The sequence below is a fragment of the Thermococcus sp. genome (genome assembly GCF_015523185.1).
In the GTDB taxonomy this organism is placed as follows: domain Archaea; phylum Methanobacteriota_B; class Thermococci; order Thermococcales; family Thermococcaceae; genus Thermococcus.
In genome coordinates this window covers 1-20,633 of the sequence record NZ_WAKV01000028.1, presented here as the reverse complement: position 1 = coordinate 20,633, position 20,633 = coordinate 1, and the positions used below count along the sequence as shown (strand labels likewise).

Annotated in this window: 26 protein-coding genes; 6 read left to right on the top strand and 20 right to left on the bottom strand. The window is 51.2% G+C overall.

Going from position 1 to position 20,633, the window contains the following annotated elements:
• The 3 genes from F7B33_RS03250 to F7B33_RS03240 all read left to right on the top strand — a co-directional run.
• Positions 1-155: deoxyhypusine synthase family protein (locus F7B33_RS03250; RefSeq protein WP_297073072.1), on the top strand; the 155-nt coding region annotated here is incomplete at its 5' end.
• A gap of 506 nt (positions 156-661) precedes the next feature.
• Positions 662-820 carry a PIN domain-containing protein gene (locus F7B33_RS03245; RefSeq protein ID WP_297073064.1) on the top strand — a complete coding sequence of 53 codons (159 nt, stop codon included), beginning with the start codon at positions 662-664 and terminating at the stop codon, positions 818-820.
• A gap of 112 nt (positions 821-932) precedes the next feature.
• Positions 933-1,064, top strand: a complete 132-nt coding sequence (locus F7B33_RS03240; RefSeq protein WP_297073062.1) for a hypothetical protein — start codon at positions 933-935, stop codon at positions 1,062-1,064.
• On the opposite strand, the gene F7B33_RS03235 is transcribed toward F7B33_RS03240, so the two are convergent.
• The gene (locus F7B33_RS03235) at positions 1,057-1,707 is read right to left on the bottom strand and encodes a hypothetical protein (RefSeq protein ID WP_297073061.1); all 651 of its coding nucleotides are present in this window, start codon (positions 1,705-1,707) and stop codon (positions 1,057-1,059) included. The two genes, F7B33_RS03240 and F7B33_RS03235, sit on opposite strands and share 8 nt — an antisense overlap.
• A gap of 502 nt (positions 1,708-2,209) precedes the next feature.
• Between F7B33_RS03235 and F7B33_RS03230 the strand changes: the two genes are divergently transcribed.
• Positions 2,210-3,382, top strand: coding sequence for an AAA family ATPase (locus F7B33_RS03230; protein ID WP_297073059.1), 1,173 nt, complete (start codon positions 2,210-2,212; stop codon positions 3,380-3,382).
• Between the two features lie 30 nt (positions 3,383-3,412).
• Here the strand turns inward: F7B33_RS03230 and tiaS are convergent, their stop codons facing one another.
• The 19 genes from tiaS to F7B33_RS03135 all read right to left on the bottom strand — a co-directional run bounded on the left by tiaS (position 3,413) and on the right by F7B33_RS03135 (position 19,271).
• Entirely contained in the window at positions 3,413-4,687 is a 1,275-nt protein-coding gene (gene tiaS, locus F7B33_RS03225) for a tRNA(Ile2) 2-agmatinylcytidine synthetase TiaS (RefSeq protein ID WP_297073057.1), read from the bottom strand.
• 22 nt (positions 4,688-4,709) lie between these two features.
• Entirely contained in the window at positions 4,710-5,744 is a 1,035-nt protein-coding gene (locus F7B33_RS03220) for an SLC13 family permease (protein ID WP_366927513.1), read from the bottom strand.
• 43 nt (positions 5,745-5,787) lie between these two features.
• Positions 5,788-6,249, bottom strand: coding sequence for a hypothetical protein (locus F7B33_RS03215; RefSeq protein WP_297073055.1), 462 nt, complete (start codon positions 6,247-6,249; stop codon positions 5,788-5,790).
• The gene (locus F7B33_RS03210) at positions 6,246-6,779 is read right to left on the bottom strand and encodes a DUF998 domain-containing protein (RefSeq protein ID WP_297073053.1); all 534 of its coding nucleotides are present in this window, start codon (positions 6,777-6,779) and stop codon (positions 6,246-6,248) included. The genes F7B33_RS03215 and F7B33_RS03210 overlap by 4 nt, the downstream gene beginning before the upstream one ends.
• A 45-nt stretch (positions 6,780-6,824) precedes the next feature.
• Positions 6,825-8,384 (bottom strand): proton-conducting transporter membrane subunit, encoded by a 1,560-nt coding sequence (locus tag F7B33_RS03205; protein ID WP_297073051.1) that lies wholly within the window; start codon positions 8,382-8,384, stop codon positions 6,825-6,827.
• Between the two features lie 9 nt (positions 8,385-8,393).
• Positions 8,394-8,897 carry a Na+/H+ antiporter subunit E gene (locus tag F7B33_RS03200; RefSeq protein ID WP_297065019.1) on the bottom strand — a complete coding sequence of 168 codons (504 nt, stop codon included), beginning with the start codon at positions 8,895-8,897 and terminating at the stop codon, positions 8,394-8,396.
• Positions 8,894-9,280, bottom strand: coding sequence for a sodium:proton antiporter (locus tag F7B33_RS03195; protein WP_297065016.1), 387 nt, complete (start codon positions 9,278-9,280; stop codon positions 8,894-8,896). The genes F7B33_RS03200 and F7B33_RS03195 overlap by 4 nt, the downstream gene beginning before the upstream one ends.
• A complete protein-coding gene (locus F7B33_RS03190) occupies positions 9,273-10,040 on the bottom strand; it encodes a Na(+)/H(+) antiporter subunit B (RefSeq protein WP_297065013.1) in 768 nt (255 codons plus the stop codon). Before F7B33_RS03190 ends, F7B33_RS03195 begins: the two co-directional genes overlap by 8 nt.
• A complete protein-coding gene (locus tag F7B33_RS03185) occupies positions 10,037-10,294 on the bottom strand; it encodes a hydrogenase subunit MbhD domain-containing protein (protein ID WP_297065010.1) in 258 nt (85 codons plus the stop codon). Before F7B33_RS03185 ends, F7B33_RS03190 begins: the two co-directional genes overlap by 4 nt.
• On the bottom strand, positions 10,291-10,749 hold the full coding sequence (gene mnhG / locus F7B33_RS03180; RefSeq protein ID WP_297065008.1) for a monovalent cation/H(+) antiporter subunit G: 459 nt from the start codon (positions 10,747-10,749) through the stop codon (positions 10,291-10,293). Before mnhG ends, F7B33_RS03185 begins: the two co-directional genes overlap by 4 nt.
• The gene (locus F7B33_RS03175; protein WP_297065005.1) at positions 10,746-11,030 is read right to left on the bottom strand and encodes a monovalent cation/H+ antiporter complex subunit F; all 285 of its coding nucleotides are present in this window, start codon (positions 11,028-11,030) and stop codon (positions 10,746-10,748) included. Before F7B33_RS03175 ends, mnhG begins: the two co-directional genes overlap by 4 nt.
• Positions 11,027-12,913: a proton-conducting transporter membrane subunit gene (locus F7B33_RS03170; RefSeq protein WP_297073049.1), complete on the bottom strand. Its 1,887-nt coding sequence runs from the start codon at positions 12,911-12,913 to the stop codon at positions 11,027-11,029. Before F7B33_RS03170 ends, F7B33_RS03175 begins: the two co-directional genes overlap by 4 nt.
• Positions 12,910-14,397 carry a hydrogenase 4 subunit D gene (locus F7B33_RS03165; RefSeq protein WP_297073067.1) on the bottom strand — a complete coding sequence of 496 codons (1,488 nt, stop codon included), beginning with the start codon at positions 14,395-14,397 and terminating at the stop codon, positions 12,910-12,912. Before F7B33_RS03165 ends, F7B33_RS03170 begins: the two co-directional genes overlap by 4 nt.
• 118 nt (positions 14,398-14,515) lie before the next feature.
• Positions 14,516-15,436: a polyprenyl synthetase family protein gene (locus F7B33_RS03160; protein WP_297073047.1), complete on the bottom strand. Its 921-nt coding sequence runs from the start codon at positions 15,434-15,436 to the stop codon at positions 14,516-14,518.
• Positions 15,408-16,415, bottom strand: coding sequence for a DUF3887 domain-containing protein (locus tag F7B33_RS03155; RefSeq protein ID WP_297073045.1), 1,008 nt, complete (start codon positions 16,413-16,415; stop codon positions 15,408-15,410). The genes F7B33_RS03160 and F7B33_RS03155 overlap by 29 nt, the downstream gene beginning before the upstream one ends.
• A gap of 3 nt (positions 16,416-16,418) precedes the next feature.
• Positions 16,419-16,787: a hypothetical protein gene (locus F7B33_RS03150; RefSeq protein ID WP_297064993.1), complete on the bottom strand. Its 369-nt coding sequence runs from the start codon at positions 16,785-16,787 to the stop codon at positions 16,419-16,421.
• Positions 16,768-17,661: a ferrochelatase gene (hemH, locus tag F7B33_RS03145; RefSeq protein ID WP_297064990.1), complete on the bottom strand. Its 894-nt coding sequence runs from the start codon at positions 17,659-17,661 to the stop codon at positions 16,768-16,770. Before hemH ends, F7B33_RS03150 begins: the two co-directional genes overlap by 20 nt.
• Positions 17,662-17,689: 28 nt before the next feature.
• Entirely contained in the window at positions 17,690-18,112 is a 423-nt protein-coding gene (locus tag F7B33_RS03140; protein WP_297073043.1) for a DUF1641 domain-containing protein, read from the bottom strand.
• A 10-nt stretch (positions 18,113-18,122) separates the two neighbouring features.
• Positions 18,123-19,271 (bottom strand): FAD-dependent oxidoreductase, encoded by a 1,149-nt coding sequence (locus tag F7B33_RS03135; protein ID WP_297064985.1) that lies wholly within the window; start codon positions 19,269-19,271, stop codon positions 18,123-18,125.
• A 143-nt stretch (positions 19,272-19,414) separates the two neighbouring features.
• Between F7B33_RS03135 and F7B33_RS03130 the strand changes: the two genes are divergently transcribed.
• Together F7B33_RS03130 and F7B33_RS03125 are read left to right on the top strand one after the other, a co-directional pair.
• Positions 19,415-19,618 carry a hypothetical protein gene (locus F7B33_RS03130; protein ID WP_297064982.1) on the top strand — a complete coding sequence of 68 codons (204 nt, stop codon included), beginning with the start codon at positions 19,415-19,417 and terminating at the stop codon, positions 19,616-19,618.
• A gap of 119 nt (positions 19,619-19,737) precedes the next feature.
• Positions 19,738-20,633, top strand: an 896-nt coding sequence (locus F7B33_RS03125) for a cytochrome ubiquinol oxidase subunit I (protein ID WP_297073040.1), incomplete at its 3' end; no start/stop codon positions are given.

Below are 20,633 nucleotides of genomic sequence, written 5' to 3'. Positions count from 1 at the left end.
CGACAGCTATACCCTGGGACGGCTCGCTGAGCGGTGCTCCTCCGAGTGAAGGAGTGAGCTGGGGCAAGATAAAGGCAAAAGCTGATTACGTCGAAATCTGGGCCGATGCAACTTTAGTGTTCCCGTTGCTGGTATGGAAGGTGATGCGGGGATAGTGTTATATCGAATAAGCTCCAAACTAAGAGCGGTGGAAGCATGAGGAGGTACTCTCCGGGTGAAGTTACCCGGGAAGGTCAGCGAGGAGACCAAGAGGGTTATCGAGAGGGAGCTTGAGGCCCTCCGGATTTACCTTGAATTTAAAGTCAAAGAAGAAACGCAAGAAACTCCCGGTTGATAAGTACATGGGAGTGTTTGGTGAGGCTTCCGTTGAGGAGCTAGACGCCTACACTTTGGAGGTTGATAGTTTTGCGGGCATATATTGATGCAAACGTCATCTACAACTTTCTTTTCACGACGTCTTTAACTCAGAGGGCCAAGCGTATATTGACATCGGAAGACGAGCTGGTAGTCTCTCCAATTTTTTTTCAATTAACGAAGCGGTTTATGTCTCCTTTAGGAAGCTCGCCAGAAAGAAACACGGAATTTCCAAATGTATATGATGTGAAGCGGTTCCTCAAACTTCAGATGGCTCAAAGCTGATTGAAATGGCGTTTTCTATGTCTTGAGCCTCATTGAAGATGCTGAAATTGATATTGTTCCCGAAGAAGATAGACCCAAGATAATAAAGGAAGTTGCCGGGATGTACGGCCTTCTACCAAGCGATGCAACGATTCTCGCCACCTGCATAAAGCAAGGGATTCCTAAGGATAGCAACTTTTGATTCAGACTTTGAGGACGTTGGTGTGATTGAAATCATTAAATAGTTTGCACCCCCACTGCAAACTTCTTTCTAAACATCTTTGCAGTGTGGATGTAAAATCTTTACAAGCATCATGGAGGTCGATGCAATAGCGGGAAACCTTAAGGTCGAGGTCAAATCTGGAAAGAAGAGGGGGCGCTGTCCAAGGGGCGTTAGGGTTCTGAGTGGCCATGAGGTTCCGGAGTTCCTCAACGGCATCACCTAGCGAACTCTCTTATCTTCTCAACCTCTTTCCGCTGAACCAGTCTAAGGAGTTTGGCGGTGTAGGCTATCTCCAGCGCGTTATCCTCAAGATTCTCAAGGAGGACATCAAGGCGTCGAATCAAATCTTCCTCAGCCCTTTTGAGTGCACTGGTTGAGAAGCCCGCGTATTCGAGAGCCTTAGCTATAGCCAAAACTTCGCTCGGGATGAAAGAGTGATGAGTTTCCGCAGCCTCTTTGGGCTTTGCCCTCTTCCCGCTGATCTCCGCCAAGAACTCTCTAAATTCCTCAAGCTCAGGCTCAATGTCGATGCCTGCGTTCCGGAGAATCTGAAACGGGTCCTCTGCATCGTTGGCAATGGCTCTTGAGGTTGCGTCGAGATGCTTAACGCTCGATACGTCTGGAATAAGTTTGTCTGCTATTTTCGTTGCTTTTTCTAGTGCCTCTCTGATCGTTTTCTTTACATTATCGTCGACATACATACCTCTCTCTTGCAGACTTTTTGCTAACAACTCCACAAACTCATCTTTATTTCTCTTTATGTCTGGATACCCTCCTCGCGAAAGCCACATGCTCAGTGCTTCTCCAACAGCGCGTCCGATTGCGGGGTTTGTGTTTCCGAGCTTCCTTGCAATTGCCAGCGCCAAAAACCCGTGGATTATCGGGTAGTGAACACCGTGAGGTGCTTTTTCCTTACCGGCACGTTCCCTGTATTCCGAGTTCTTGATGCTCCTTATATATAATCCCCTCTATCTTCTACGTTGAGGGCGTTCCATGCGTACTTCTCCGTGTTCTCTGGATCCACACTCTTGAGTATTTTTATCAGGCCCTTTCCAGCGCTTGCATAAACGTACCCGATGTTTTTTTACGACTTCTTTTGGCAGCCCCCATTTCCTTGAGAGCTCTTCATACACATCTAGTCTGGGTTTTTTCCTCTTGAAGAACATCACACCACCCTTTAAACTTCTCATTCCTTTAAACTTCTCATTTGGGAGAGATAAGCCTTTCGACCTCGGCAGAATCCCCGGAAACTCTTATCTGAAGCCCCCGCTTTGAGATCTGCATTTCGTCCTTTTTCCTGAACGATATGCATACATATCGTCCTTACGTAAGGACAATATTTATAAACAAAGAATCCAACTCCAAAACATGGACGAGAGGATACTCACTTCACTCATCGCCACGAGCCGGCGGGTGATGGCATGGGCGAGGAAGTTTCCGAAAAAGCGCTTTCTCTTCGACGAGCTTAAAGCCATTGATGAGGAGTATTACGTTGGCGTTAAAGGTATTCGAGGTGTCGGCAAAACAGTCCTCCTGCTCCAGCTGGCAAACGAAACCAAAAGGAGCATTTATTTTTCGGCCGATTCGACCCTTATAAAGCCCTTCTCACTCTACGAGGTGGTAAAGGCCCTCACGGAGATGGGCTACAGGAACGTTTTCATTGACGAGATTCACCGGAAAGCTGGCTGGGCCGAGGACTTAAAGACCCTCTATGATGAACACGAGGTTAGGGTGTTTTTCTCGGGCTCCTCAGCCATAGATTTAGTCCATTCTGGGGCCGACCTCTCAAGAAGGGTCGTCCTCAGGGAACTCCCACCGGCTTCCTTCAGGGAGTGGCTCAACATAAAGAGGGGCTTCAACGTTCCAAGGTATTCACTGGAAGAAGTCATTTCCAGAGCGTTTGACCTGACACAGATGTACGCGGAACTTCACCCCCTCTGGAGGGAGTACATGCGTGAGGGCGGTGTGCTCTACCCAAGGAGCGGTTTCTACGATGCCCTCGACAACTCGATCAGAAAGGTTATCCTTGAAGACCTCTCAGCCCTGCGGGAGGTCAGCGTTAAATACGAGACGGATGCGTTCAAGCTCCTCTATATCGTCGTCAGGTCTGCTCCCTTTGAGGCCAACTACTCGCGGATAGCCAGAGCTCTCGAAGTCTCCAAGAACATGGCGATAAGGCTCGTGGAGGACCTCTCAAAGGCCGGCCTCCTGATTGCAGTTAACTCCTGTGGCAGTTCTAGAAAGGAGCCTAAACTGTATCTCATCGTCCCGCTGAGGGAGTTCTTTGCTAAAAAGGGCTTTGACACCCATAAAGGCGCCTTAAGAGAGGAGTTCTTTGTGAACCACTTGAGGAACTTCGACCTTTGCTACCTTAAGGGTAAAAGAGGCGAGAAGATGGCGGACTTCAAGGTTGGGAGGTGGGTCATAGAGATCGGGGGTGAATCGAAAAGTCGTTACCAGAAACCGGACTATATAGCGGTCGATGGTCTTCTCACGGGCAAGGGCAGGATCCCGCTGTTCCTGTTTGGGTTGGTGTATTGAGTTAACTTTTCATTCTCAGTTCTAGTTCCCTTATACGAGCTCCAACAGCTTATCCTCTCCGCCCGGAAGAACCAAAGGCCTCGACAGGTGCTTTCTCGCATCGGGAGGAACCTCGTAGATTTTCGTCTCTAAGTTCCGGGGCACCTCAACGGGGATTAACTTCTTCGGCATTCTAAACCCACAGCGCTTGCATTTCAAATAGTTCCCTTTGCTCTTCATAGTTCCCCCACATTTAGGACATTTCGGCTTCTGGTATTCAACCTTCGGGACAAGCTTAACAGGATAAAACTTCTCCAAGTTGAGCGTTAAGACTCCCTCGTGCTCTTTGACACCGCCGGCGGCTATAACCTCGTCTCCCGGCAGGAGCTTTCTCACATAGTTGCGGAACTTCTTGGTAGGTTCAAAGGCCGCAACCCTAATCCTCCCAGTGTCGTCCTCAAGCTCGAAGAAGACGTGCCTTCCGCGCTCCCAGTAAGGGCCGGCAACTCTTCCCCTCACGACGGCACTGTCGTAGAGCTTGAGCTCGCCGATTTTCTTCGGAGTTAAGTGGTCGTCGGTGTTCTGGTTGGTCTTGTAAATCTGGTAGAAGGCGACAGGCTCAAGGAACTCAACGCGCTCGAAGACCTGGAGAACTTTTCCCTTATCAATCCCTCTGATTCCCACTAAGACAGGGTCCTTTCCGTGGGGCGTTATCAAAACGCTCCGCTTGTAGGGGTCAACGTTGTCGTAGCTGAAGGGGTAAGCCCAGCTGTCAGCTAAAAAGACGCTCTCCGCGTTTACCCTTCTCGGCGTTCCCCAGTTTTTAGGCTCACGATAAGCTAAAAGCTCGTAGGTGAATTTCTCAAGTGGGTAGCCTATCGAAGCGAGCGCCCCTATTATCCCCCTCCCCAGCTTGAACTTGAAAACCTCAGCACCAACCCTTCTGGCGACTTCCTCGGCCTCTTCAATCGTAACGTGCTCCCTCAGGGCTTTAAGCGAGAACTCGCGGAGCTCTCTTGGAATGTCCCCCTCAAAAAATGCAACGCCTGGGTTGGTGTTCTCGTGGGTGAAATCGGCGAGCTGATTTACATAGAAGAGAACGATGTCCTTTATTTCTGGGATAACCTCCTCATCGACCTCAAAGCTCATCGCGACCGCTCCGTTGCCCCTAGTTTTGTAGGGAATGTTCGGGTTGAGCCTTATCAGTCTAGGCAAATCCACGGGCTCCGCTAACCGGGAAAGCTTCCTGTAAAGGAGCGCGCCGAGGTAAGTTGTACACATGCCGTTTGGCGAATCCGTGTCGTCAATGCCGATGTGGATGAGCATGGTAGAAGAAAGGAACGTGAGTTTAAAAATCAAACGCAACAATGGCCACCGCAAGGGACAGGAGAAAATAAGGGACAGAGTATCTGTGGAAATCCCTCACCGAAATTCGGGCTATCCTAATGGCTATAAGGTTCGCGAGGGAGCCCACTATAACGCCGTTTCCCCCGGCGTTTACACCAACCGCGAGGGGAAGCCACCGCGGATTCGAGTTCAGAAAGACCACCGTCGCGGGGACGTTGCTGATTAATTGGCTTACACCCGCGGAGGTCAGGATTAAAAGCGCCCCCTCTCTGGGAAGAGACAGTCCTGAGCTCTGGAGGATGATGGAAAGCTCGTTAAAGTCCACAAAGATGAGGGCAAACGTCAGAACCAGGGCCCAGTCAAAGCTTAGAAGGACTTCCCTTTCAAACATGAGAAAAACAACCAGCGTGATAAGAAGGGCAAGGTAATGTTTCCCCGTTTCTCCCAGATAAACGTTTGTGATGAGGGTTAAAAGTGAAAGGAGAAACAGGTTCTTTCGGAGGGCCACCCCGGGAATTGACCCAAGGGTTAACCTCTCCTCACGCGAGAAGAGAACGAACGTCAGGAGAATCGCAAGCCAGAGTAGAATAAAGGGGAACATCCTCAGAGTAAAGGTCGTGAAGCTGAGTTCATACCTGTGCCAGATTATTATGTTCTGTGGGTTGCCTATTGGCGTTAGGGCCGAGCCGATGTTCGCTGAGATTGCCGAAAGCGTCACGGCCTTCGCCTTATCCAGACCGGAAAGCTCAGAGAGGGCAACGACGAGTGGAATGAAAACCAGCATTGCCGTGTCGTTCATTATCACAGCCGAAGAGAAGGCTATCGTAGGAAGGAGGAGAAGGAGAAGCCTTTTTCCGGAGTGGTTTGCCCTCTCCACGAGTTTTGGTGCGAGCTTCCCAAATATTCCAGAGAGTTCAAGTCCTTTTGAAGGTATTATCAGCGCCGTTATGATGCTCAGACTCCCCCAGTCTACTAGACCGAAGGTTCTCTTCGGGAGCGAGTTATCTATGATTGCCAGAGTTATATAAAGCACCATTAGAATGGCTAAGAACCACTCCCTGATTAGGAACTCCTTTAGGTTATAGGCCGTGCCTCCTCACCTCTTCCGTGAGATGATAATCTGGAATAAGCTCCTTTGCATCGGCTGAAACGCGGACGTGGAGGATTATAAAGCTTTTCCACGCAAGGGGAACAACCCAGCAGTCCTCAGGTTCTCTGAACTCCGCCCCGTTAAGGACAACGGCTTCCTTTAGGGCTTTTTCCACACTTTCCCGGGCTCCTTCCGGAGAGGGTTCGGCATGTGGAGGGGCCCCCTTGGGCGAGGGATTACCCGTCCGGGGGTCGTAGTGAACCCTGTCTATGGCAAAGTCAAGGTAGAGGACGGGCACATCAACGTGGTCTGGGTGGACTATAGGGTCACCGGCCCTAAAAAGGGGCAGTGCTTGCTTCACAAGAGCTATTGCTTTCTCAGCGTCCTCCGGCTTTAAAACCCTGCTCTCTTTAACGGGAACCCTTCTTATGGGCGGGAACGGCGCGCTCATTTCTCATCACCCCGGAGGGCAACAAGGAGTGTAAAGGTCATCAGAAGAATTATCTCATAGGTCTCCAATAAAGCCGTTGAGGGCCACCTCACGAGGGCACCTACAATGGCGAGCACAAAAAGTAGAAGGGACCCACCCTTGACGGTGTTTCCAGAGCCAAGGCCGTATATTAGAACCCCTAAGAAGAACTGGAAGAAAAAGTATGTGGACACAAAGACGTGGGGTTTCGTTCCTTCATGGAAAACCCCTATCAGGGCCAGAAAAATTGCAGAAACACTGATATAGGCCCCTCCAATGGTTTGGAGCTTATTCTCCGACGTTAGAATAAGATATATAGCGAAGCCTATTATAAAAACCGACGAGACCATGAGACCCACGTTGTAAATCCAGGGCGAGTTTGCGTTTGGCCCCCCAAGGTCGCTGAGAGCGTTTCTCCAGAAGGAGAACCAGGAGTTGCGTGAGATGCTCCAGGCGACGAAGAGCCAGTACGTTAGACCTCCAGCAAAACCTGTCCACACCATTCTTTTCATTTTATCCACCGGGAGAAGAATTTGAAAAGAGGACTAAAAAGGTATCTAATGGAGCATCGCCTCCGCGAGTCTCCTGACAGCATCGATGTATCCCGTGTAGTCCATTGCCTGGAGAGATGCCGGATGGAAAAACCTGTCTATTATCACCGGCGCGAAGAGGCCAAAGACCACAACGAGGACTCCAAGAAGAGTGTTTACAGCCACAAAGGTCCAGATTTCCACTCTTTTGACTTCTCTGTGCTCGTGGTGATGCCCATCAACGGGCTTTCCGCGCCAGAGGGTTATAAAGAGCTGGAAGTAGGCCCACGCCGCTATGGCACTGGTTATTACCACGACGGAAGCTACGAGCGGGCTGACCTGTAGGAGGGCGTTGAAGATTAGCATCTTGCTGAAGAATACGTTGAGCGGTGGAACACCGACGAGGCTCAGCGTTGCTAGTGCAAAGAGAAACGTAGTCGCGGGCATTTCCCTTCCAACACCTGCGAGCTCCTCTATATCAACGGACTTTCTGCGATAGATGAAGGCCCCGACCGTGAAGAACAAGAGCGTTTTAGCTATTGCATGGTTGACTATGTGGAAGTCTATCGCCATGAGGGCCAGCCCTGTTCCAACTCCGAGTGTCATGAAGAGGTAGCCCATGTGGAGTATCGTGGAATAAGCGATGAGCTTCTTGACGTTCTTCTGGACGAGCATCATTATGGAGCCGAGAAAAGCCGTCGCCGTTCCGAGGACGAGGAAGACCAGCGAGAGGGCCCCCCAGAAGGGAAGACCGTGGAAGAGTGTGTAGGTGTACCTGGCCAGAAGGTATATCCCCACAACCTCGACGAAGCTACTCAGTATGGCACCAACGGGAATTGGGGCTCCTGAATAGGCACTTGGGAGCCAGTAGTGGCCGGGAAAAATCGCGCTCTTGACTATTACCATTGAGATAGTTAGTGCAAAGAATATCGCCAGGGCGAGGGTCGGGTCACCGAAGAGCTTTGTGGTCACCGGGAAGGAAATCCTGTGGAACTTCGCGCTCAGGTCAGCCATGTTGAGCGTTCCAAATGAGGCATAAATGAATCCAAGGGCGAGGAAATAAAGACTTGTTGCCACGGCACCGCTGATGCCGTACTTGAACGCACCTTCGATTGCTTCGCTCTTGTTGCGGTAGAAGCCGACTATCGCGTAGGCACTCGCGCCTATGACTTCAAGCATGACGAAGGTGTTGAAGGCATCTCCCGTCATGAAGGCACCGAGGGTTCCTGCTTCAAGGCCAAGAAGGAAGGTGTAGTAGAATTCGAGGCCGTGAGTCTTTATGAACTTTGCCGAGTAGATTCCAGCGAGCAGGAAGCCGAAAGTCGCTGTCAGAACGAGAGTGGCAGATAACTTGTCCACCTCGAAGACTATCCCTATCGGGGCTATCCAGTTTCCAAAGGCGTAAACTAGGGGTTCTCTGCTTGAGTAGGCCTCGTGGAAGAGCCAGATTCCGGCAAGGAACGTAACCGTAAGCGCCAGTAGGGAGTAAGTTATCACAACGCCCTTTCTCCTGCCGGTGAGGAAAGCCACAAAGGGCAGGAAGAAGGCAAATCCGAGCGGAATCACGGGAACCATTCCGACCTGCATGCTACCACCTCAGTCAAAGATTTTCCTCGCGTAGTCCTCGAAGTAGGCAACTACGTTCTCTTTCACTTCCTTCTCGTCGAGTGTTGAGACGTCAATCCAGTGGACGTAGAGCCATTTCCCGTCGTCGCTTATGTCAACAACGACCGTTCCCGGCGTGTTCGTTATCGAGTTGGCAACAAGAACCTTCCCGTAGTCACTCTCAACATCTAAGGGGATTCTGACTATTCCCGGGTTCGCCTTGAGCGTGAAAACCCTCTTAGCAACGTCTATGTGGGTTTTTGTCTCCTCAATCAGGAAGTAGCGGAGGGCAAAGAACACCGCGTAGGCCCACCTCCTCGGGGAGAAGAATTTGGGCTCATCTTTGACTATCCAGTGCCCCACTATGAGGGAAACGATAAGCGCGGCTATCGAGCCCGTCACGATATCGTATTCTGTGGCCGAACCCGTGTAAAACAGATAAGTTGCCAGTACGATGAAAAAAGTAGCTGGTGAAAATCTCCTCAGCGGGTTCATTCGCCCTCACCCCCCATGATTTCAGCTATGTCCCTGGCATCCACTGTTCCGTGGAGGCGGTAGAACTGGATTGCATACGTCGAAAGAAGTATGTTCATAGCCATCCCAATAACTATGGCCGTCAGGACAAGGGCCTGTGGAACGGGGTCAACGGCTCTGTTGAGGAACTCTTGGAAGGTTATGTGCTTCTCGTATATTGGAGGAAAGACAGGGAAGACGAGACGGTAGCCGATGAGGATAAAAAGCATGTTTATCGCGTCGCCCATGACGTTGAGCATAATTATCTTCTTAATCAGGTTGGAGCGCGTTGCCACGCCGTAGATTCCAAGGAGTATCATGCCGAAGAGGGTCAGCGTTATATAAGCGAGAAGAAGGCTAATCATCGGCCTCACCCCTTAGAACGGTCTTGAATATCCACTCTGAGACACCGAGGACTAGGAAAACCGTCAGGAACCCAAAGGTCACAGCAGTGTATTCGCCAACGTCGAGGTTGAAGAGACCCGTTTCGCCCGGTAATAGGTTTATCTCAAGGACCTTCCCGCCGTAGAGGAACACCGGAGCAAGAACCGTAGCAAGTATGAGTCCCAGCCCAAGGGCGTAGGCTGAAATTGTATGTTTGAGCGTTAGTCCCTTCCGTTCAAGGGTGAACTTGCTGAACACGGCGAAGAGGAGAAGTGAAGCGACTGCCATAGCCGAACCGCCCTGGAAACCTCCACCGGGAGTTAAGTGCCCGTGGAGTGCTATGGAGGCTGAAATGGCTACTATCATTACGACAACGAGCTTCGTGGTGGCCCGGGTTATTAAGTCCATCCGTCTATGGGGTTCCCTCGCTTCGAGCTCCCTCACGAGTTTTTCCTGCTCCCTCGTGAGTCTCAACACACTAAATGCTCCCATTATCGCCAAAAAGAACACGAAGGTCTCGAAGAGTGTATCAAAGCCACGGTAGTTCCAGACTATTGCAGTCACGACCTCCGGGCTGTGACTCGTTAAGCCCTCGTGGGCAAAGGCATGGCTAAGGTAAAACTCACCGAGTGGCCTTAGCTCGGCTCCGCCAAGGCCCAAAACGTTTTTGACTGTTACTGCGTAGGCTATGACGAAGAATGCCAGTAGAAATGTGATGGCAACCAGCACGTCGCGCTTCATTCTCCCACCTCGTATCTCTCGGTCTTGCTTATAGCCAGAATTACCAACGCTGTGTAGGCTCCGACCGCTATCGCAAGGTATGCAAGGACTATATCTGGCGCGGCCAGTATGTAGAAGCCGAGGGCAAAAAAAGTGGACTGAACTGAGCTTAAGGCTAGAGCCTTTAGTAGGTCGTGCTCCTTCATGGCCAGATAGCTGAAGACGAAGCCGAAGGAAACGACTATTGCAAGGATTAGGAGGTGAATCTCAATCATCTCACCAGCCTCCTGAAGGTGAACTTGGGCTCTTCTTCCTCACCGGGCAACTCCTCGTGCTCGCGAACGAGTTCGGCAACGTCTTCTCTCTTGGGCAAGTCCTCCTCAAGCTGGTCAACTACCAGTGGGGGCTTTTTGCCGACCCTTCCAAAGTAAACGGCCGAAACAAGCGAGTGCGTTCCGGTTGGAGCTATGAGGAGGATTAAAACTCCGACGGTGAAGGCTATGCCCGCCATAAAGAACCTCTGGCTTCCGAGGGGGTAGTAGACGAGGGCCACAAGCCCTGCTCCAAATACGGGCAAAGCGGCGCCTCCAACGGTTCCGACTGTGGCGGCGTGGGTTCTCATGTAGAAATCGTTGAAGCGAAGCAACCCTATGGCCGCTATGAGGTCGTAGATTGCTCCGAGGAGTATCGCTATTGAGCCTATGATGAATATGACATCCTCGAGAATCATACCTCCACCTCCCCGTAGAGGACGTATTTGGTGTAGTAGATGTCAAGCATAAAGGCCCAGAGGGCGAGAATTATGGCACCGCTGGCGAGCATGATGGACTTGAAGTAAATCCCCAGTATTACCATAAATGCCGCCATGTCAAAGGATAGGCAGTCCACAGCCAAGATTATGTCCGCTGTTGTGGGGCCTTTAATGGCCCTTATTCCGTATAGAACGAAGGCCAGAGTGTAGATAACCGCCGCAAAGTAGAGGACGCTCAGGAAAACGCTTTCAACGTTCATGCAAACACCCCCAAAAGGACTATAAGGACGGCCATTGCTATGGCGAACCCACCTATGAGGGCGTTCATGTCGAGGTTTCTGCTCCTGCCCCATTCCGCAATCTTCTGGAAGGCTTTAATCAGAGGCATGAACATCGCCTCGTCGAGGTGCCTGACGGGGTAGTCAAGGGCATCGTCGTAGTCCTTAATGAGCGGAAGTTCGTGTCTCGGGACGACCTTTATTATGGGTAAAACTTGATTGATGTAAAACCTCTTGCCAAGCAGGAGAAAGTAATCTGAGGTGAATCGGAGTATGTCCCCTATGTTGTAAAATATGAGGAGCAACTCGCTGACGCGCTCCGTTGGCATTTTTCCAATCTTCCACCCGACGTAGGAGGATATGATTAGCACAGCGAGGGCCACAAAGGAGGAGAAAACACCGAAGAACAGGTGCACTGGACTCTCTGGCAACGGGTATCCAAGGATTTCTATTGCCTTAACGAGCCAGGGCAGGAGTATGAAGGGAAACACGGCAACGATAAAGCTCGCCAGTGAGACAATCCCTGTAACTGTCCTTATCGTGAACGGAACGTCCTCCCTCTCAACCTCTCTCTTGCATATAAGCCTGTTTATTCTCCTCACCTGGATTATAGAGGCGAGGGGAAATACCCCGAGAAAGGCTATCGTGACTACCATGAGCCACAGAAGGACATCAACGCTACCCATGGGGGCGGTGTAAATCAGCCATTTGCTGACGAAGGCAGAGAGCGGGGGTATGCCTGCCATTGAAAACACGGAGAGGGTCATCAGGAGGGCTATCACATGGCCCTTCAACAGCTTTCTCATGGAGCATATGTTCGGCTCTTCGCCGTAGTGCTCTATGGCCCCAAGGCCGAAGAAGAGGGAGCTCTTGTAGAGCATCTGATAAAGAACGTGAAGCAGAGCACCCAAAAGGGCCACCGTTCCAAGGAACGTTCCCTGGAGAACCAGTGAACTCCCGAGGGCAAAATAAGCTATTCCAACGTCCATAACGCTGTGGTAGGCGAACTTGCGCTTCAGCCTTATTTCCCTGAATGAATACAGCGTCGCGAATGCCGTAATCGTGCCCAGAAACGCAACGGTGTAGCCAAGGGACTTTCCAGCTGGGAGGACAAAGTGGGAAACCCTGAGGAGGAGATAAACCCCTAGGGACTCTCCAATCAGGAAGACCGGGACAAAAGGACTTGGAAGGGAGCGGTAGACCCTTGGAACCCAGACGTGGAACGGAAAGGCCCCGCTCCTGACGAGGGAAGCGAGGAGGAAGAGTGAGAGGAGGAAATCCGGGCTTACGGCGAGGTTTTTAAGGTTCTCCCTTAAGCCCTCAAAGGTAAGGTGATGGAGGTCACCAACGGCTCCGTATGTTATTCCGGTGACGATGAGGAGGGGGATTATCCCAAAGACCTGGGTGATTACTAGGTAACGCCATGTGGCCTTTCTGGAGCCCCTTGTTTCTGAGGTTAGAACCATAACCCCCGTAAAGACTGCAAAGAGCTCGTAGGCGAGGGTTAGCCTTTCAATGTTGTCCGTTACGAGGAAAAGGACCGCAGAGAAGAGTGCCATGTTGGTTGCCATGGCCAGGAACCTTCCGTTGCCCCTAACCTCGTAGGATAGGAGGTATAGAGAAAGGGCGAACGTCAGGAACGCAACAGCAAGGAGAAAGAGGGCAGAGAGAGAATCCACCATAACACTTGTGGGGAGGAATGGGATTATCTCTCCTGAGAGCCCATTTAGGCCCTCTACGGCACTCGCAAAGAGCGCGATAGAAGAGGCCAGCGTTACGTAATAGGCCCTTCTACCGACGGCCAAACCGAGGAGTGAGGCCGTGAAGAGCAGTCCAAGGGCCAGCTCGAGGACGTAGAGGCTCATGGTATCACCCCGTAAAAGGCTATCTCCTCGACGAGGGGGTAGGCCAGGTAGGCTGAAACCAATGTCAGGACTATTAAAGCCACTAGGGAAGTGGTTATGATTGGGTGCGTTGAGGCCTTCTCGACGTTTGGCCTTCCAAAGACATTCCGGGTAATCCACTTAAGGCCTACCCAGAGGAACACCACAGAATCCGTTAGAACCATCAAGATTGGAAGCCACGCGAGGGGGGAAACCTTGATTAGGCTGAGGTTTGTAACAAGCTCGGCCTTGCTAAAGGCTATTCCCATGGGAGGCAGTCCCGCAAGCCCCAGAAGTGCAACGGTCCACGCAAGACCGTTTACAGGCAAAATCTCCCTGAGCCCGCTTATCCTCCTCAGGTCGAGCGTCCCGAGGGAGTATGTGAAGGTTCCTGCGGTTAGGAAGGCCAGGCCCTTGACGAAGGCGTGGGTGGTGAGCTGGAACATCGCGGCCTTGAGGCCTATATCAAATCCCGGTGCCTTGCCTGTCAAACCTAAGACCGCGTATGTTAAACCAGAGAACATTATTCCTGCCTCAGCGACGGTTGAATAGGCCAGAAGCCTTTTCGCGTCCTTCTGGACTGGATAGTTGAGTATTGGAATTAGGAGCGTGAGGGACACCATGACAGCCATGAAGTAAAAGACCCAGACGGGAAGGCTTCCTATGAACTGAAGAACCCTGGCAACGAGGTAAACGCCCATCTCAACCATCGCCGCTCCGTGTAGGAAGGCACTTGCCGGCGTTGGAGCTTCCATAGCATCGGGAATCCAAGAATAGGTGGGAAACTGGGCGCTTTTGGTGTAGCCGGCTATTAGGAGGGCTATGAAGAGCCAGGGCTTTACTTCAGGGGAAACCTGTGAGAGAGAGAACAGGCTTAAATCGTGGAGCTGGGTCAGGCCAATATATATCGCCGAGTAGAAGCCTATCATGGCCCCGACATTCGGTATTATGAAGGCCTTGAAGCCCGCCCTCCTCGCCTCTTTGGTGTTGTAATAGCTGACAACACCCCAGCAGGCAAGGCCCATAAGTTCGAAGAATATGAGAAGGCCGAGGAAGGTTGAGGAGTAAATGAAACCTAGCGTAGCCCCCTCAAAGAGCGTCATCCATGCGTAGAAAAGTCCCCTCCCCTTCCCACCGGGGTGGCCAACGTTTCGTTCACTCATGTACTCCACGCCGTAGAGCATGAATATGAAACCCGCAACGGCCACAACCGTTCCGATTAGAACGCTCATAGGGTCGATTATTAGCCCATAGACCTCACCGAACTGGGAACTTCTGAAATAGGCTATGTGGATTAGCTCCTCGTGGTTGGCCAGATAGAGGAACGCGACCCCCAGCTGAGTTATTAGGGCGATTAATAGGGAGGTAAGCATTACTACGTCTGCTTTCCTCTCGTCGAGCTTAAAGAGGATTAGACCACCAATGAGAGGAACTGTGAAGGTCAGCGTTGCCAGAAGGCCTATCATCGTCACCCCTCCGTGCAGGCGAAAATCCATTAGGTTTGTCTAACGAACCTTTTTAAAGCTTTTCGTTCTTTCTCGAAATCCCTTCCGTCAAATGCCCATTTCTGTGAAATCCAATAGGTTAGGGGTTTACTTTTTCGACCTTCTGGAAAATGCTTGCAAAGTAGTCCGAGACGAGGTTAACAACCTCTTTGGAGTTAAATGAAAGACCTTTCACAAGTTCAAGCGCCTCCTCCACATAACTCCTAGCAGTGTTGAGTGCCGACTCGAAAACTCCGGCTTTTTTCATTCTCTCAAACAGGTCGAGTAAGTTTTCCTCCGTTGGGTTCTTAAGAACCTTTTCCACAAGGGATGAGCCGTAACGTTCGGTGTAGAGGATTAAGGGCAACGTCGTTTTCCCGTTGAGCAAATCTTTGAAGCGGTCTTTGCCCGTTCCAGGGAAGTAATCCAAAACGTCATCAACTATCTGGAACGCCCTTCCAACGAGGGCCCCTGCCCTATCTAGTTCTTTCCAAAAGGGCCTTTCCACATAATAAGCCGGAAGGGCAAAGGAAGCCCCAAAGAGTCTACCCGTCTTTCCGTCTATGATTCTGTAATAGGTCTCAACGTCAAGGTGGACGCTTCCTCTTATGGCTTCCTGCAGGATTTCGGCCTTCACCATCTCCTCGACGACTTTGGCAACGTAGTCCACCATCTCAACTCTTTTGCTGGCTATAATTCTCAGCGCACGGACGAAGAGAAAGTCCCCGCTCAGGACTGCCAACTCTGGACCCCAGCGCATGACCACAGTGGGATTGTTCCTCCTCTTTTCGGCTAAATCTATGACGTCATCGTGAACCAAGCTAGCGGTGTGAATAAGCTCTATGGCCGAAGCAAGGTCGAGGGAGTCTTCATGGCTAAGTCCAAGCCCCCTTGCAACCGCGAGAGCTATGCGCGGCCTTATTCTCTTCCCTCCACTTCTAATAATGTATTCCCCGATTTTTTTGGCGAGTTCAACGCTCCCCTCAAGGGCCTCAATGAGCTTTTCGTCCAGAGATTCCACTGAAAACACCCCCGAGCTTTAGACCAACCGCGATTCCCAAAATCGCGAACAGCAATGAGATGCTGGGATTGTTCCCCTCAAAGAACAGGGCAAAAGCCTCTAACACCGCGAAGAGCACTGTATCAGCGGGCTTTTTTCTGAGGGAGTACGTTCCCGCAGACACAGCGTGAAAGACCGTGAAGGCCAGCGCGAAGAGAAATGCCCAGTAAGTTGGACCCGTGAAGGAAACGGGGAGTTGCATTATGAAGTTCGTCGCCACGAAGGTCCCTATCGAGAGGAGGACGTACTGACCAATTCCAAGGCCCAGTCCAAGCGAGAGTCCGTCCTTGTCGCGAGAGAAGTAGAACTTGACTCCCTCAACGGTCAGGGCAGTTAAAACGGCCGTGAAAAGAGCCCTCGAAAGGGTTGAGTAGAACATCACTAATGACACCAGTCCGTAGAATGGAATGATAACTGAGAGTCCGAGCGCTACCCCAGAACCGAACACTAAGTCGGGAACGGAGGGTTTTTTGAGAAGATAAAACAGTCCAAGAGCTAGAAGAGCACCAAGAATCATTGCGGCCATTCCAGAGGGGTTTGGTTTCGCTTTAATACCGAGTCCAATTCCTACCAGCTCGCCGTTTTTATACGTTAGCGCAACGGGAAACGTTCCCTTCTCGGCCTTAACTTCGTATTCAAGTTTCACGAGGTTGCCGTCTCTGGTCTCGTTAACGAACTTAAAAGACAGTAACCTCCCGTAGTTCTCAATTGTAAAATCCCTCAGCTGGGCAAATTCTCTCTCGCCGAGCTCAGATTTCAGCCTTTCGCTAAGGTAAGGCTCTATAAGGGAGTAGTTGCCTGTGTTCATGGCCTCAATGAACTTCTCCATGAAGGCGTTACTCTTTTCCGTGAGTTCATCGGCCAGAACGGCTGGGCTAAGGGAAATAACTAGAACTAATGCAACCAGTGTCATTGCTAGGGGTAGCCTTCTCATTCCCATCCCTCACACCGCTGAGGCGAGGGCATTAATGAGCTTTTTGGCCAGGCCGTCAATTACCGGAATCCTGTAAAGCTCTCCCCTCACCATTTTCCAGGCCCCGAAAACAGCGTAAACGTACCAGAGGGCCAGAACATAGAGTGCCCACCCGAACTCTGGATAACCTGGATACATATGCCATGCGCCCATGAAGGCTATCCAGAAGAAAAACCCCATTACACTTGAGTAAGCCGCGTGCCTCCTTGTAAACTCGTCGGTGTCCTTCATGAGTATCAATGGTATTCCACCAACGAAGCCCATTATGTAAGCTATGAAAGCGTTGGTGAACCTCTCATTGCCCTTTACCTCAAATTTTTCAGTTTTGTTGACTGGCATTCTCAATCACCTCCGCAATTGCCTCAATCAAAAGGGGGTCGCGGTGGTTAAGCTTTGCCCGGTAATATTTCAGGCCGAGTCTGTCGGCAACCCCCTTGTATTCAATATCCAGCTCGTAGAGGGTCTCGATATTTTCAACTATGAAGCTGAGTGGGTAAACGAGGACCTCGTTAATTCCTTCAGATTTCAGCCTCTCTAAAACCTCTGGAACAGCTGGCCCGAGCCATTCACCCCTACCAAACCTGCTCTGAAAGGCTATTTCCCAGGGCAGGTCGAAGGCCTCCATTACTCTCTTCGCCAGCTCCCTGTGGCTCTTCTCGTAGGGGTCGCCTTCCTCGATTACCTTCTTCGGCAGGCTATGGACGCTGAGGATTACGTAAGGACTCTCAAAGCCGCTCTCCTTTAGTCCAGTCTCAATGTTTCTCTGAATCCAGCGAACGAACTTCCCGTTGCCCCACCACTCCTTTACGTAGGGCTTCTCGCCGAAGAGTTCCCGTATCTTGACGAGGCAACGCTCCGTTGTTGAACTTGAGTAAACGTGGTAGAGCGGGAAGACCAAGTCGAAGTCCCAGTTAAGCTCTTCCAAAAGCGGTCTCGAGTAACACATGCCAGGCCTTATCTCATACCCAGTTTTCTCGCTCACGGCCCTGGCTATCTCACCCATGTACCTCACGAGGGGGCTCTTACCGCCTATGGTCATATAGTGTCCCCTAACTTCCCTCGCACGGGCCTTAGCTATGCCCCTGATTATCGCCTTGGCACCGGGGACGTCGAGGCCTATGTGGTGCCTTATATCATAGAGAAACCGGAATATGAAGTCCTCGATTTCATCTGGCTCCGTAGGAGCGCCCATGTAGGTGAATAGAACCTTCAAGGTTCCACCTCCCGAAAGAAAGAAATGGTTAAAGTTTGCCGTTCAAAACCGCCCCGAGGTTTTTGGCTAGGGTTAGGAGGAAGCCGAGTCCCTTCTGAACGTCCTCGTCTCTGAGGTAGCCGAGCGTCGCAGTCATCCCAACCTTCGGGGCCTCTTTGGGGTTGGTCTCTGCCAGGGCCTTGAGCAAAGCCCTCACGAGCTCCTCGGTGTTCCAGCTGAGCTTTCTGACATCTTCCACTTCCAGCTCCCTAACCGGCTCAAGGGCCGAGTTCCCCACCGCGGTGAGCCTTAGAATTGCCTTTTCTTCAGCCACGGTTTCGAGAAGCTTATCGCCGTTCTCGGTCATGGCCTTGAGTATCCCAAGCGTTCCGCTCTTTTTCAGGGCAACGGCAACCTCTACTAGCTCCTTAACTGCCGAAATCTCCTCAGGTGTGAATTTAATTTCGCTCATCTTCATCACCTCACAGCCTCAAACTGTCGAGCCAGCCCCTGTAGAATGAATCTTTGGTCAGCCTTACAAGCGGGCTCTTGAAGAGAAGATAGCACTCGCGCTTGTATTTGGTTCCCTTCCATTCGTACTCACAGTTACCTATGAAACCGGTATTGTAGCCGTGACCAACGCACATGGTCGGGGCGTACTCAGCCACGGGGAAGCCACCGTGTATCTGGTGCAGTATGCTCGTCGCGGAAACTATTGCGGCGTTATGGAGGGGAACTCCAGCGGTCAAAAGCCCAAGGGGCGGCATACTTGCCTCGCTGACGACGTAGACCTCATCGTAGCCAGGATAACGGAAGTCCGGCCCCTTAACTTTTGCCCAGCGCGGGTCTTTATCGTCTGCCATGAACGACATGATGTCAGGAATAGCTATTGGCGGTATCTTGATGAGCAGGTCATAGTCAACCTCAGCGTTCTTGGTTACCACCTTGTTAGGCGTTATCTCGACGTGTCCCTCGTTCCTGATGAAGTTAACCCGGGCCCTTTCCATCTCCCTCTTGAAGAACCTGACCAAATCCGGTCCGAGACCGATTGCGGGCTCCTTGTCGGGATGAACGACAGTAATCTCAACGTCCTCTATTCCGCGGTGCTCAAAGTACATCCTAAGGTTGAGTCCCATCTCATACGGGTAAATTCCACAGCGGTGCGGCCCTTCTGGAGCGTAGATAACTATCTTCTCTCCTTTGAAGTTGTAAAGCGCGTTTCTGAGCTCAAGAGCTCCCTCGAGAGTGTAGTTGTGATAGCCGTACTCGGCAAGTCCCTTATACTTGTCCCACACGTACTTAACGCCAAGGCCGAGGACCAAGTAATCGTAGTCGTATACCTTTCCGCTCTCGGTTTTCACATTCCTGTTGTTGAGGTCAATCTCGGTTACCCTGTCGATGTTGACCTTGAAGCCGTATACCTTTTCCGCATTCTTTATCGGCGCCCACGTCTCATGCCCTTCCGCGGAACCGAGGGCAACTTCCATGAAGAGAGGTGGCATGTAGTGCCTCTCGCTCGCTGTTATCATGGTTACGTCAACGTCGAGCTTTAGTCTGTCAGCTTCGGCCTTCAGATAACGGGCCGCCACCAGTCCTGCAGTTCCTCCGCCGAGAACCAAAACCTTCGTCATACCTGCACCTCCACCTTTTATATCAAACTTAGTGACGTCTTGGGGTATATAACCCTTTTGATTATCGCACCTATTCGGTTCGGAAAAAGATATGTCCGAAAGAGATATAAGACCCAAGTTCAGAATTCAAAAGGGGTGGTGTCATGACTGCACAAGCGGAAACTGGTATGGAGGTTGTTGCCGGATTGGTGGCAATAGTGCTCGCCCTTGTCTTTGTACTGATAGCGTTTCTGGTGCACAACGTTGTCTGGGTAGTGCCTGGTATGGTGTTTGGACTTGCCTACATGATATGGGTCTTTCACAAGCACGGAATGCCCTCAACAAACAGTCCGAAGGCAAAAGTTTAACTCTTTCTTTTATGTTCTTAGTTTGAGGAAAACATTACTGAAACTCGATGTTCCGAAAACATTATAAGTTTGTTTCCTGGTAAGTTTAGTTTGAAGAATGAACCCAGGGGTGATTGGGTATGGACCCAGTACTGCTTTCAAGAATTCAGTTTGCCCTGACTGCGGGTTACCACTGGATTTTTGTGCCCGCGAGCATAGGTATGGGTTTCATGGTGTTCCTGCTATGGACCATGGCGGCTATTACCAACGAGGAACAGTGGCATAAAGCGGCAAAGTTCTTCAGCAAGTGGCTTGGAGTCTTCTTCGTGCTCGGTGTTCCAACAGGAATCGTCATGGAGTTTGAGTTCGGTGCCAACTGGGCCAATTATTCGATGTTCGTCGGTTCAATCTTTGGCCCGCCGCTAATGCTCGAAGGTCTCTTCGCCTTTGCCCTCGAGTCAACGTTTCTCGGTGTCTTGCTCTTCGGCATGGACAGGCTCCCGAGGGCCATAACGTGGATATCATCTTTCTTTGTGTTTATAGGTTCAGCACTTTCGGGTCTCTGGATTCTTATAGCCAACAGCTGGCAACAGACACCTACGGCGTACATCATTAAGGACACCCCCCTCGGCCCGAGGGCAGAACTCACGAACTTCATGAAGGCAGTCTTCAATCCGCTCCTCGTCAGCCAGTACACCCACACAATAAACTCGGCGATAATAACCGGAGCCTACATAGTTGCGGCCGTTGGAGCTTACTACCTCCTCAAGAAGAGGCACGTCCAGGTGGCGCGCTCGGCAGTGGCGATAGGAATCGTCGTTCTCGCAATAAGCTCGATAATCCAGCTCTACCCGACGGGTCACGAGGAGGGAAGGGTTATAGCCCAGTACCAGCCGACCAAGTTAGCGGCCGACGAGGGTCTCTTTAAGACAGAGACGGGGGCACCTATGGTTGTCTTCGGTATCGTTGACGAGAAGAACCAGCAGGTGAAGTACGCAATAGAGATTCCAAAGCTCCTAAGCTGGCTGGCTTTCGG